Raw genomic sequence first — 11,708 nt, 5'->3', positions numbered from 1 at the left:
CTCATTTTATGTCATCTTTACCTCATTCATTTTCTCCTGGCTCAATAGATTGGCATCCAGAAAGAGACAAACTTTATGCTGAGCTTCATTCACGTCCTTTTAAAATAATACAAACCGATGCTTTAATAACGCATATAGCGCTGCTGAGTAATGAAACACAACGCGTTCAACAACAAGAGACCCTATTGTCTTTTTTGCAAGAGTTATCAATTGATGTAGAGTGCTGTGAGGGGAGTTGTCAGGTATATCAAACGAATGATTTATTAATTCGCTACGAGCAGCACTTAGAATTCACAACGTTGACTATTACCGAACATCAACATTCATTAAGTAGTGTCGCCCCATTTTCAAAAAGTGCGCTACAAAGACTGCCAGGTGACTGGTTTGAACGATTCCCTGGTCGTGTTATCGCAGCATTTCATTTGCACATCGTGTTCACTCCTACCGCTTCATTACCTAGGCCTCAGACATTAAAAACGTATTTTGCCAATACGCTGATGGTTGGCAGTTTACCGCAAAATGGTGATGCGCAAATATGGACAAACTTTCAAACCCATGAAGATGGATTTGGGCGTTTTTTGGTATTTAACTTGAACATGACGAAAGGTCAGATGGGACGAATGGTTCAGCGTCTGATCGAAATAGAGCAATACCGTTTATTAACCCTTCTTGGATACATGAAAGCCCGCTCTTTAACCTCGGATCTTAAAAAAATGGATCAAGCATTAGCCAGCATTACCGATGAATTAGCGCATGGATGTCAAAGTGACGATCAACTGTTATTGAACGACTTGTCCCATTTGGCGGCTTCCATAGAAAATATTAGAGCAAAAACCACATTCAGATTTAACGCCAGCCTGGCCTATTATGATGTATTGGTCGCGAGAATCGAAGAATTGAAAGAAAATGAGGTTTCAGGGCATTTGACGTTGAAAGAATTTTTGAAAAGAAGGTTATCACCGGCTGTCAATTCATGTACCTCAGCACAGGAACGTTTAGAAAGTTTATCACGTCGGGTAAACAGAGCGTCCGATATGCTTCGAACCCGAGTAGAATTGTCGGTGCATAGTCAGAACCAACAATTACTCAGTGCTATGGAACGTCGTTCTCGGATTCAGTTAGCTATGCAGCATACCGTTGAGGGCCTATCGGTCGCAGCAATTAGTTATTATACAATTGGGCTCTTGAAACTAATGATCGACTCACTCTATGAACTTGGAATTTTGGTCAATAAACAGTGGGTGCTTGGTATCAGTATACCTGTGGTCGTTGTTGGTATTTGGTGGTTGACTCGTCGGATTAAGAATAAATATAAAGCACTTGCTCGTTGATGAACAAGTGCTCTCCAATAATTTAACTTGGGTAACGCTCTAGAAGGCCCTGATAAACCATGTCTGCATAACCATCTGCATTCGCGTCTAACGCATTGAGTACTTCAACGAGGTGTTCATTGTCTTCTCGCCCATGCCACTCTTTGATATAAGTCCCTTCTTTGTAACCGTGATCCTGACGGAAGAAGTTCAAAATGTTCTTGCCAACATATTGGCGGAACAATTCATCTGATGACATCTCACATTGTTCAATAATGCGCAAAAACAAACTGACATCAAAACGCTTGGCTGCAGCAAGTCCCGCCATCAATTCAAGATTGGCAAGTAGATCGGATTGCCCGAAAACATAATCGTCTCCGTCAAAAGTGAGCGATTGGTGGTTGGCCATAAGTTCATTTTCTAAAGCCACAGCAGTGGCTGCAACCTCTCCATTGTGTGCAATCAACAAATGCGACAGCGCAAAGTGCCAGATATCGACGCATTCCATTTGCAACTGTGGCAAATCTTTGTGTTGCGCTTTCCACCACTTCCAACCGTGATGTTCAATGGCTTCAACCGATTCGACCATGGCGGCGCGCAAATACCCATATCCTGCATTGATCCAGTCAGGGTTTACTTTTTTGTTCATATTATCTTGCAAAGTCAACATGGTGTTGAGTTGAGCTTTAGTGAGCATGCACATACCTTTTTTTATTCTTGCGATTTTGTTGCATTTGAGTGTACCTTGTTGTGATACATAGGTGAAGTACTCAAATTACTTTAGAAAAGCCTTTTTGTGGGATGTAATAAACGTCAAATGTGCTGGCAATCACTCGAATTAAAGAGCGATGCACTTGTTTTACGCTGATTTTTCCATGCTCAAATTCGAGTAATCCTTGATGATGATAATTAACTAGAGTGGCTAATTCATCAGCAAAATACAAAGCCATATCAACAGCAAATTCAGCACAAATACCTTGCAAATCGCATTGATAGTTACACATTAGCTCACTGATGATTTGACGCCTCACTCTGTCGTCTTTAGACAGGACTAAACCTTTATTATGCAGAGTTTGTGTTTGTAGAGCAGCATAGTAATCTTTTAGTTTAACTGGATTTTGCGCAACGACATCTTCGATAGTCGAAATACTACTGACCCCAAAACCCAAGATGTTCGAATTATTATCCGCAGTGTAGCCTTGAAAGTTTCTTTGTAGCGCACCTTGTTGCATGGCTTTGACCAGTGGATCCTCAGGTTTAGCATAGTGATCCATGCCGATGTTTACATAGCCTTTGCTGTTCAGATGCTGATTAATATATTTCGACATGCTTTGGCGAATTTCTGAAGCGGGTAATTGATCCTCGCGAAATTTGCGCTGGGCAGCAAACCGATGCGGTAAGTGAGCATAGTTAAATACGGTAATGCGTTCGACATCCCAACTAAGTACCTCTTGTATGGTGAGGGCAATACTAGATAGGCTTTGATTCGGCAATCCAACAATCAGATCAACATTGATGTTGGTAAACCCAGCCTCGTAAGCCGTTCTGATTAACATTGCGATATGCTCACTGCACTGAACTCGATTGATAGTTGTCTGAACCTCTGAGGATGTATCTTGCACGCCAAAACTCAAGCGTTTGTAACCCAGTTTAGCAAGTCCAATGATATATTCTTGATCGCAATTTCTTGGGTCGAGTTCAATACTCATCTGGCAATCTGTTAACCATTGAATATGTGTTTGCAGAATAGAAAGTAGTTGCCTGTGTTGCGCAAGGGACAAAAAGCTTGGACTACCACCCCCCAAATGCAAATGAGAGGCGCTTGGCTCAATTAAATCAGATGTGGTTTGTGCCACTTCAGTGGCAATAGCCTCTAGGTAATGGTCAGCTTTGTCGGTGTTTTGGGTGATGGTTTTGTTACAGCCACAGTAATAGCAGAGGGAACGACAAAATGGAATGTGAACATATAAAGAAAGAGGAGACTGAGCTTTGCGCAACGCATCATGTAATGTCTGACTTAGGTCTTTGTTGCGAAACTCAAGAGCCGTAGGGTAGGAGGTATATCGCGGAACTTGTCGTTGATATAAAGATTCTATTAATGACTGACCTTGTTGCATGTGACACCCTTTTACTTTGTGTACAAGATACTTTAGATTGAAGAAACGTAAATTGATCTACCACAACATTTTTTTGAAAAATACAGACTAGAGGACATAAAAAAATGGCAATGCGTGTCAACCAATCATATATATCTGCGTTATTAATAGTATGAGTAGCACAAACCAGGAATAACATGTCTGCGATGGACGCGTTTTTTAAAACGCATCAACAGCAAGCGTTTTTGTATTGCCGCTATCAGGGCTTACCCACTGAGGATGCCTATGACGTGTTACAAGATGCCATGCTTAAATGCTTTAAGCGGTATTCGGATAAATCGGAAACTGAATGGCCTGCGCTGTTTTTTACCACTGTCAAATTCACAATGATTGATTTCAAGCGCAAAGCAAAGTTGAAACAAACTCTGTTTTTTTGGCAAACCCATTCAGACGAAACGAATTTAGATGATGTGTTGAATTACCAAAATCTACAATTATTGGTGGGAATAGAGGATGAATTGGTCGCTCAGCAACTCATGGAACGTTTTTATACTGTGGTACGAGAGTTGAGTGAGCAACAAAGAGAAGTGTTGTTATTAAGGGCGTTGAATGGATTAAGTGAAAAAGATACCGCACAAGTTTTGAATATATCTGTCGGGAGCGTCAAAACCCACCTGCACCGCGCAAAAACAACGATTTTAAATGAATTAGGAGTCGCTAATGACAACGCAGCATGATCCTATTAAAAAATATTTTGATGTCCAATCCAAGGCTCTAGAAGGTTCGGTGAATGTCCGTCTTAATCAGATCCGAGAGCAAACTGTACACTCACGTAGGGTTAAAAGTTGGCTCATACCCGCGATTGTAGCAGGTGGTGCTGCCATATTTATGACCTCACAAAGTTATGCCATAGAACCTCTGCCTTTGGTTGATGAAGCCGAATTTGAGCTCATGCTTAGCGACGAGCCGATATTTGTCGTCATTCGCGATGATTTAATTGAAATAGAAAACAATACCAAGCCTATTATCACAGAGCACGGAAATAACCGTGAAGATGGAGAAAAACCATGAAAAAACCTGTAATGAAAGCGATTCTGCTAGCCAGTTTATTGTGTGCCGGCCAAGCCTTTGCTGTTGAATGGAATTCGCTGACTCGAGGTCAACAAAAAGCACTGCAAAAGTACGAGTTCTCTTGGCAAGATATAAGTGAACCCGAACAACTGAAACTGATTAAACGTGCCGATCGTTGGCTGGAGTTACCACCTGAGCGAAAAAAACAAGCCAAGGAACGTATGGGTAAACTCCGTGAGATGTCGCCTGAAGAACGCGAGCAGGTTAAACAACGCGTAAAACGCTTTGTCAATTTATCGCCTGAACAAAAACGTGCACTGAAAGAAAAAGCGCAAGCTTACAAGGCGTTGCCCGAAGAGGAAAAAAATCAGATCCGTGCAGCGCTTCGTGCCATGAAAAACAAGTTAAAAGCGCTTTCACCCGAACAACGCAAAGTGCTTCGTGAGGCAACTAAAGACATGTCACCTCAGGAAAAATTGGCGTATCTCAAGCAAAATGTTTAATCTTCCGGAAGAAGTTGCTTTTGGTAGTTTTGACAAATATTGAATAGTTCTTGGCGCATCCATTGATGCGCCTTGTCATTTTCTACAGAAACATGCCAGTACAAATAATACTCGAGAGGATTAACCGTAACCGGTAATTCATAGATTGCGACGTCATAATGTTTTGCTAGGTGATACGGGACACAAGCCACCATATCTGTTTTTAATAAAGCACTGGGTACTGTCAAAAAATGTTGAGATTGATAACCGATTTTGCGTTGTAATCCTAACTTATCCAACGCAAGATCGACCCCTTCAAGCTCATTGGCATGTTTCACACTAATGTGCTTTAAACTCAAAAATGTTTGCAAATTACACCCATTGGTTAGCAAAGGGTGGCCTTGCCGTGCAATCAACACATAACGATCTGAGGCGATGCGTCTTTTTTTGAGATGTTGATCGGTAAAGCTACTCGAATCGACATAAAAATCCAATCGACCGTTTGCCATTTCGGAAACTACCTTAGATTGTGGGATATCATAATTCGCTAAGGTAACCAATGGCGCTACATCTTCGAGTAAAGACAGTAACCTAGGTATGATACTGACTTCCATTAGATCCCGACTAGCGAAGGTAAATTGTTTTACGGCTTGTCTTGGGTCAAATTCATGACTGGCTTGAATGCTTTTGCGCATCAGGTTAAGTGCTTCTCGAGCGGGTACTATCATATTTTGTGCGACGGGCGTTGGGGTCATAGTGTGACCGGTCCGCACAAATAGAGGGTCATTAAATAATTCCCTAAGTCTGGCTAAAGAATTGCTGACAGCAGGTTGTGTTATACACAAAATATCCGCTGCTTTGGTCAGACTTCCGGCACTATAAATGGCATCAAATACAGCGAATAAGTTCAAATCAATACGATGTAGGTTCATGTTATTATTAGTTATGTTTATGATTGATTTTACATACTATAAGCAGGATTAATGAAACATCAAGGATCTTAATGTAAATGACAACGTAATATTAATAAAAGGTGTAAGACAAAATGGCAGAAAAACTCAGTTCCACACAAATTGAAGCCAACTTGATTGAATTGAACACGACGATTCCAGAAGCCGAAAAATGGCGGGTGAGCGATGGGAAGTTACACAAAGTATTTGTGTTTACCTCTTTTATCCGAGCATTTGGTTGGATGAGTCAGATGGCCATTTGGGCAGAAAAGCTCAATCACCATCCTGAATGGACAAACGTGTATAACAAGGTTAAGGTAGATTTGGTGACGCATGATGTTGACGGCATCAGTGAATTAGACTTTAAACTGGCGAACAAGATGGAACAGTTTAAATAGTTCACTTAATAGGCAAACAATCAAAATATCCAAAATAAAACGGTTTTGCTCTTGCGAACTAAGTTTAGAGATGTATAATACGCACCACTTGAGAGGCGCAAGTCTTTCATCCAGGTTTCAAGCGCGGAGTGGAGCAGCCTGGTAGCTCGTCGGGCTCATAACCCGAAGGTCGTAGGTTCAAATCCTGCCTCCGCAACCACTTACATTGTTATCTGAAATCTTTCAGATAGATGGTGGACTAGGGTCCAAGAAGTATTGAAAAGCCCCTGCTTGAAAGGGGCTTTTTTCGTTTTTAGACTCAGAAAAATTGATTTAGGAGATTAGATTGGCGTCACAATTAGAACAAAAACTCACTGAAATGCTTGCTCCGGCCGCAGAGTCGTTGGGGTTTGAATTTTATGGCTTGGAGTTTGTTCGAGCAGGTAAACACTCTATTTTGCGAATTTTCATCGATCACCCGGAGGGGATTTCGGTGGATCACTGTGCGGATGTATCACATCAGGCCAGCGCAATATTAGATGTTGAAGATCCGATTGCGACTGAATATCACCTAGAAGTGTCATCACCAGGTATGGATAGGCCTTTGTTTACTGTGGCGCATTATGCTGAAGTAATCAATGAAGTGATCGAATGCCGAACTCGAATGCCGGTTGAAAACAATCGCCGTAAATTCAAGGGCACAGTTGTGCAAGCGGATGACCAAAATATTACAATAAACGTCGATGGTGTAGAGTACACATTGGCCATCAATAACATAGAAAAAGCGAATGTTGTGCCAACTTTTTAAGTAGCACGCACGAAACGGGATATAGCATTATGAGTAAAGAAATCTTATTAGTTGCTGAAGCAGTTTCCAATGAGAAACAGGTGCCAAGAGAGAGCATTTTTGAGGCGCTTGAGTTTGCGTTAGCTACTGCTACTAAAAAGAAAAACCAGGGCGAAATCGAAGTGCGTGTAAGCATTGACAGAGCAACAGGTGATTTTGATACCTTCCGTCGATGGTTAGTCATTGAGGACGATCAAGAACAAGAGAATCCTTACGCAGAAATCACTTTATCTGCAGCACAAATCGATGAGCCAGAGATTCAAGCGGGTGATTACGTCGAAGAACAGATTGAGTCAGTAACATTTGACCGAATCACTACTCAACTTGCTAAACAAGTTATTTTCCAAAAAGTACGTGAAGCTGAACGTGCTCAAATGGTTGCTGAATACGAAGATAAAGTCGGTGAGCTTGTCACCGGTACGGTTAAGAAAGCCACTCGTGATATGATTATTGTTGACTTAGGTAACAATGCAGAAGGTGCTATTTATAAAGACGATATGTTGCCTCGCGAAACCTTCCGTCCAGGTGATCGTGTTCGCGGCTTACTTTATGCCATTCGTCCGGAAGCACGTGGCCCGCAATTATTGATTTCTCGTACCAACCCAGACATGATCATTGAGTTGTTTCGCTTAGAAGTCCCAGAGATTCAAGAAGAAACTCTTGAAATCAAGTCTGCAGCACGTGACCCAGGTTCTCGTGCTAAGATTGCGGTCAAAACCAATGATAAACGTCTAGACCCAGTAGGTGCTTGTGTTGGTATGCGTGGTTCACGTGTGCAGGCAGTAACCAATGAATTAGGTGGAGAGCGTGTAGACATCGTCTTGTGGGACGAAGAAGCGCCGCAATTTGTGGTTAATGCCATGGCACCTGCAGAAGTTGCTAGTATCGTCGCAGACGAAGATACCATGACAATGGACGTTGCCGTTGAAGCCGACAACCTTGCCCAAGCTATTGGTAAGTCTGGTCAAAACGTACGTCTAGCTAGCCAGCTTACTGGTTGGGAGTTAAATGTGATGACGGTTGAGGATCTAGAGGCAAAACAAGCTGCCGAGAATTCACAAGTCATTGATTTATTCGTTGAAGCGTTAGACATTGACGAGGAATTTGCGGGCGTGCTAGCGGATGAAGGCTTTAGTTCACTAGAAGAAATTGCGTATGTACCTGTCAGTGAGTTACTTGAAATCGACGGCCTTGACGAAGATATTGTCGAGGAATTACGCAATCGTTCACGTGCTTACCTTACCACCAAAGCATTGGCGAATGAAGAATCATTAGAGCCTCAAGAAGAGTTACTAAACCTTGAAGGCATGACTGCAGAGCTTGCTGCGGAGTTAGCCAAACTCAAAATAACCGATCTCGAAGAATTAGCTGAACAAGGTGTCGATGACATTATTGATATTGAGGGGCTTGATGAGGCTTCTGCAGGTGCGTTAATCATGGCAGCACGTAATATCAAATGGTTCGGCGATGAGTAATATATCAACATAGGGGAGAGCATATGTCTGAGGTAACCTTAGAAAAACTAGCAAGTGATATCGGCACCAATGTTGATCGACTCGTGCAACAATTTAAAGATGCTGGCATTGACAAGCAAATCGGTCAAGGCGTCACAGAAGAAGAAAAGAAAAAACTGCTTGAGCATTTGAGCAAGCAGCACGGTGGCGATGGTGACGTTGCCCCGAAGAAAATGACGTTAACACGAAAGAAAACAACGACCTTAAATATTGGCCGTTCCAAAAACGTCAAAGTTGAAGTTCGCAAAAAACGCACTTTCGTTAAGCGTTCACCAGAAGAAGAAGCTCGCTTAGCCAAAGAAGAAGCGGATCGTCAAGCAGCAGAACAAGCTAAATTAGAAGCAGAGCAAAAAGCAGCTGAAGAAGCTAAAAAGGCTGCCGAAGCCAAAGCACGTGAAGCGGAAGAAGCACGTCGCAAGGCTGCAGAAGCAGAAGCAAAACGCGCTGCTGAAGCGAAGAAAGAAGCTGAAGAACGCAAGAAAAAAGAAGCGGTTCTCTCTCCAGAAGAAGTAGCCGCCCAAGAAGCGGCTCGTGCAGAAGCTGAAAAGATCCGCAAACAACAAGAAGCAGAAGCCCAGCGTAAACTCGAAGAAGATGCTAAGAAAGCGGCTGAAGAGGCACGTAAGCTAGCAGAAGAAAACGAACGTCGTTGGAAAGAAGAAGAAGAACGACGTAAAGCTCAAGAAGCGGAAGAAGTGCATATGCACTCTAACCGTTATGCGCAAGAAGCGGAAGACGAAGAAGACATGCAAATTGAGCGTGGCAGTCGTCGTCGTAAGAAGAAAAAAGCCGCTGACAACCTCAAGCAAGGTTTCAACAAGCCAGCTGCGCCAGTAGAGCGTGTAGTTAAACTTGGCGAAACTATCACTGTTGGTGAGTTAGCCAATAAACTTGCAGTTAAAGCAAATGAAGTCATTAAAACCATGATGAAAATGGGTGAAATGGCAACCATTAATCAAGTGCTAGACCAAGATACCGCAACGTTGGTTGTCGAAGAAATGGGGCACAAATATGAATTGGTTAATGAGAACGCACTAGAAGATGAATTGATTGCTGAATCAGGCAACGGTGAGAAGGTGAGTCGTGCTCCAGTAGTGACGATCATGGGACACGTTGACCATGGTAAAACATCTTTGCTGGACTATATTCGTGCATCTAAAGTAGCCGATGGCGAAGCCGGTGGTATTACTCAGCACATTGGTGCATATTCTGTAGAAACAGATAATGGTCGTATCGCATTTTTAGATACTCCTGGACACGCTGCATTTACCGCAATGCGTGCCCGTGGAGCTACCGCGACGGATATCGTTATTATCGTAGTGGCTGCCGATGATGGTGTGATGCCTCAGACTAAAGAAGCGGTACAGCACGCTCGCGCTGCTGGTGTGCCTTTGATTGTTGCCGTGAACAAAATTGATAAAGAAGCCGCTGATCCAGAACGCGTCAAAACAGAACTATCTCAACTAGAAGTTATTCCAGAGGAGTGGGGCGGTGAACACCAATTCGTTCATGTATCAGCGAAATCTGGTCAAGGTGTTGATGAGTTACTAGAAGCCATCAGTTTGCAAGCTGAAATGCTAGACTTACAAGCCGTCGATAATGGCCCTGCTCGTGGTATTGTTATCGAATCACGTTTGGACAAAGGCCGTGGTCCAGTGGCTTCGGTGTTGGTTCAAGAAGGTCAACTCCACCCTGGTGATATTTTGTTATGTGGTTTGGAATATGGTCGTGTTCGTGCAATGCGCGATGAACACGGTGCAGAGATCAAGACCGCAGGTCCATCAACACCGGTTGAGGTATTAGGCCTTTCAGGTGTTCCAATTGCTGGTGAAGATGCGCTGGTGGTCAAGGATGAACGTAAGGCTCGAGAAGTCGCTACCAAACGTTCGATCAAACAACGAGAATTGAAACTTGCAAAACAACAAAAAGCTAAGCTTGAAAATATGTTTGCCAACATGGAAGCAGGTGATGTATCTGAATTGAATGTTGTATTAAAAGCGGATGTTCAAGGTTCAGTTGAAGCGATTTCTGAAAGCTTAATCAAACTTTCTACAGATGAAGTCAAGGTCAACATAGTTGGCTCTGGTGTCGGCGGTATTACTGAAACGGATGCTAGCTTAGCTGCAGCATCAAGTGCGATTGTGGTTGGTTTTAACGTACGTGCTGATGCATCTGCTCGTCGCGTATTAGAGTCAGAAGAAATTGACTTGCGTTATTACTCGGTCATTTATGATCTGATTGATGAAGTCAAAGCAGCCATGAGCGGTATGCTCTCACCTGAATTCAAGCAACAGATCATTGGCTTGGCTGAAGTTCGTGATGTCTTCAAATCGCCTAAGATTGGTGCCATTGCAGGCTGTATGGTAACAGAGGGTATTATCAAGCGTAACAACCCAATTCGCGTACTACGTGAAAACGTGGTTATTTACGAAGGTGAGCTTGAGTCATTACGTCGCTTCAAAGACGATGTACAAGAAGTTAAGAAAGGCATTGAATGTGGTATCGGCGTTAAGAATTATAACGACGTAAAAGTGGGTGACCAAATCGAGGTATTCGAAGTGGTCGAAGTGGCTCGCGAAATTTAAGTACCACGGTTAACAATTGCAACGGAGGCTACAGCCTCCGTTTTTGTCTAAGAGAAGAATATGGCTAGAGAATTTTCCAGAACGGCCCGAGTGTCGCAACAACTTCACAAAGAGATTGCCAATATCCTTAACCATGAGTTTAAACACCAAGTACCTGAAATCGGCATGGTAACGGTGTCGGGTGTAGAAGTGTCACGAGATTTAGCATACGCCAAAGTGTTTGTGACCTTTTTAGAAATGGATGAAGCAAAAAATAAAGCATCAATGAAACTGCTCGATGAAGGCAAAAGTTTTGTCCGAGGTTTATTAGGACGTCGTGTCAAAATGCGTAATACTCCAGCATTGCGTTTCATTCAGGACAGTTCCATCACTGAAGGCATGCGCATCTCGAACTTGGTGTCTCAAGTGCGTCGCGAGGATGCTAAAAAATCGGGTGAGCCTGAGGATATTAATCATTCGGATGAGGACGAATAAGC

General features: G+C 42.8%; 12 protein-coding genes and 1 tRNA gene. 10 read left to right on the top strand and 3 right to left on the bottom strand.

Going from position 1 to position 11,708, the window contains the following annotated elements; genetic code table 11:
* Positions 1-8 precede the first annotated feature (8 nt).
* Positions 9-1,331 carry a DUF3422 family protein gene (locus NLG07_RS10830; protein ID WP_254855462.1) on the top strand — a complete coding sequence of 441 codons (1,323 nt, stop codon included), beginning with the start codon at positions 9-11 and terminating at the stop codon, positions 1,329-1,331.
* 22 nt (positions 1,332-1,353) lie between these two features.
* Here the strand turns inward: NLG07_RS10830 and NLG07_RS10825 are convergent, their stop codons facing one another.
* Both NLG07_RS10825 and hemN read right to left on the bottom strand, forming a co-directional pair.
* Positions 1,354-2,007, bottom strand: coding sequence for a dUTP diphosphatase (locus tag NLG07_RS10825; RefSeq protein WP_254855461.1), 654 nt, complete (start codon positions 2,005-2,007; stop codon positions 1,354-1,356).
* 73 nt (positions 2,008-2,080) lie between these two features.
* Positions 2,081-3,427: an oxygen-independent coproporphyrinogen III oxidase gene (gene hemN, locus NLG07_RS10820; protein WP_254855460.1), complete on the bottom strand. Its 1,347-nt coding sequence runs from the start codon at positions 3,425-3,427 to the stop codon at positions 2,081-2,083.
* Positions 3,428-3,603: 176 nt separating this feature from the next.
* Here hemN and NLG07_RS10815 point away from each other — a divergent pair, with 176 nt between their 5' ends.
* Genes NLG07_RS10815 through NLG07_RS10805 form a run of 3 tightly spaced genes read left to right on the top strand, consistent with a single transcriptional unit; the run spans position 3,604 to position 4,980 of the window.
* The gene (locus tag NLG07_RS10815) at positions 3,604-4,143 is read left to right on the top strand and encodes an RNA polymerase sigma factor (RefSeq protein ID WP_254855459.1); all 540 of its coding nucleotides are present in this window, start codon (positions 3,604-3,606) and stop codon (positions 4,141-4,143) included.
* Positions 4,127-4,477, top strand: a complete 351-nt coding sequence (locus tag NLG07_RS10810) for a hypothetical protein (RefSeq protein WP_254855458.1) — start codon at positions 4,127-4,129, stop codon at positions 4,475-4,477. Before NLG07_RS10815 ends, NLG07_RS10810 begins: the two co-directional genes overlap by 17 nt.
* Positions 4,474-4,980, top strand: coding sequence for a DUF3106 domain-containing protein (locus tag NLG07_RS10805; protein WP_254855457.1), 507 nt, complete (start codon positions 4,474-4,476; stop codon positions 4,978-4,980). The genes NLG07_RS10810 and NLG07_RS10805 overlap by 4 nt, the downstream gene beginning before the upstream one ends.
* Here the strand turns inward: NLG07_RS10805 and NLG07_RS10800 are convergent.
* The gene (locus NLG07_RS10800; protein WP_254855456.1) at positions 4,977-5,891 is read right to left on the bottom strand and encodes a LysR family transcriptional regulator; all 915 of its coding nucleotides are present in this window, start codon (positions 5,889-5,891) and stop codon (positions 4,977-4,979) included. The two genes, NLG07_RS10805 and NLG07_RS10800, sit on opposite strands and share 4 nt — an antisense overlap.
* Before the next feature lie 113 nt (positions 5,892-6,004).
* On the opposite strand from NLG07_RS10800, the gene NLG07_RS10795 reads away from it, so the two are divergent.
* The 6 genes from NLG07_RS10795 to rbfA all read left to right on the top strand — a co-directional run bounded on the left by NLG07_RS10795 (position 6,005) and on the right by rbfA (position 11,706).
* Positions 6,005-6,307 carry a 4a-hydroxytetrahydrobiopterin dehydratase gene (locus tag NLG07_RS10795; protein ID WP_254855455.1) on the top strand — a complete coding sequence of 101 codons (303 nt, stop codon included), beginning with the start codon at positions 6,005-6,007 and terminating at the stop codon, positions 6,305-6,307.
* 122 nt (positions 6,308-6,429) lie between these two features.
* Positions 6,430-6,506 (top strand) — tRNA-Met (locus NLG07_RS10790).
* A gap of 126 nt (positions 6,507-6,632) precedes the next feature.
* Positions 6,633-7,094, top strand: a complete 462-nt coding sequence (rimP, locus tag NLG07_RS10785; RefSeq protein ID WP_303049206.1) for a ribosome maturation factor RimP — start codon at positions 6,633-6,635, stop codon at positions 7,092-7,094.
* 29 nt (positions 7,095-7,123) lie between these two features.
* Positions 7,124-8,608: a transcription termination factor NusA gene (gene nusA, locus NLG07_RS10780; RefSeq protein ID WP_254855454.1), complete on the top strand. Its 1,485-nt coding sequence runs from the start codon at positions 7,124-7,126 to the stop codon at positions 8,606-8,608.
* Between the two features lie 23 nt (positions 8,609-8,631).
* On the top strand, positions 8,632-11,232 hold the full coding sequence (infB, locus tag NLG07_RS10775) for a translation initiation factor IF-2 (RefSeq protein WP_254855453.1): 2,601 nt from the start codon (positions 8,632-8,634) through the stop codon (positions 11,230-11,232).
* A gap of 60 nt (positions 11,233-11,292) precedes the next feature.
* Entirely contained in the window at positions 11,293-11,706 is a 414-nt protein-coding gene (gene rbfA / locus NLG07_RS10770; RefSeq protein ID WP_254855452.1) for a 30S ribosome-binding factor RbfA, read from the top strand.
* Positions 11,707-11,708 lie beyond the last annotated feature (2 nt).

This window comes from Alteromonas sp. LMIT006, from assembly GCF_024300645.1.
GTDB classification, from domain to species: Bacteria; Pseudomonadota; Gammaproteobacteria; order Enterobacterales; family Alteromonadaceae; genus Opacimonas; species Opacimonas immobilis.
Note: the sequence above shows the minus strand (reverse complement) of the source record. Positions and strands in the feature narration are given on the sequence as shown.

Excerpts from the sequence above, each read along its gene's own strand:
- infB (WP_254855453.1), top strand. The coding sequence starts at position 8,632 with ATGTCTGAGGTAACCTTAGAAAAACTAGCAAGTGATATCGGCACCAAT.
- NLG07_RS10800 (WP_254855456.1), bottom strand. The coding sequence starts at position 5,891 with ATGAACCTACATCGTATTGATTTGAACTTATTCGCTGTATTTGATGCC.
- NLG07_RS10810 (WP_254855458.1), top strand. The coding sequence starts at position 4,127 with ATGACAACGCAGCATGATCCTATTAAAAAATATTTTGATGTCCAATCC.
- NLG07_RS10830 (WP_254855462.1), top strand. The coding sequence starts at position 9 with ATGTCATCTTTACCTCATTCATTTTCTCCTGGCTCAATAGATTGGCAT.
- NLG07_RS10795 (WP_254855455.1), top strand. The coding sequence starts at position 6,005 with ATGGCAGAAAAACTCAGTTCCACACAAATTGAAGCCAACTTGATTGAA.
- hemN (WP_254855460.1), bottom strand. The coding sequence starts at position 3,427 with ATGCAACAAGGTCAGTCATTAATAGAATCTTTATATCAACGACAAGTT.
- NLG07_RS10805 (WP_254855457.1), top strand. The coding sequence starts at position 4,474 with ATGAAAAAACCTGTAATGAAAGCGATTCTGCTAGCCAGTTTATTGTGT.
- nusA (WP_254855454.1), top strand. The coding sequence starts at position 7,124 with ATGAGTAAAGAAATCTTATTAGTTGCTGAAGCAGTTTCCAATGAGAAA.
- NLG07_RS10815 (WP_254855459.1), top strand. The coding sequence starts at position 3,604 with ATGTCTGCGATGGACGCGTTTTTTAAAACGCATCAACAGCAAGCGTTT.
- NLG07_RS10825 (WP_254855461.1), bottom strand. The coding sequence starts at position 2,007 with ATGCTCACTAAAGCTCAACTCAACACCATGTTGACTTTGCAAGATAAT.
- rbfA (WP_254855452.1), top strand. The coding sequence starts at position 11,293 with ATGGCTAGAGAATTTTCCAGAACGGCCCGAGTGTCGCAACAACTTCAC.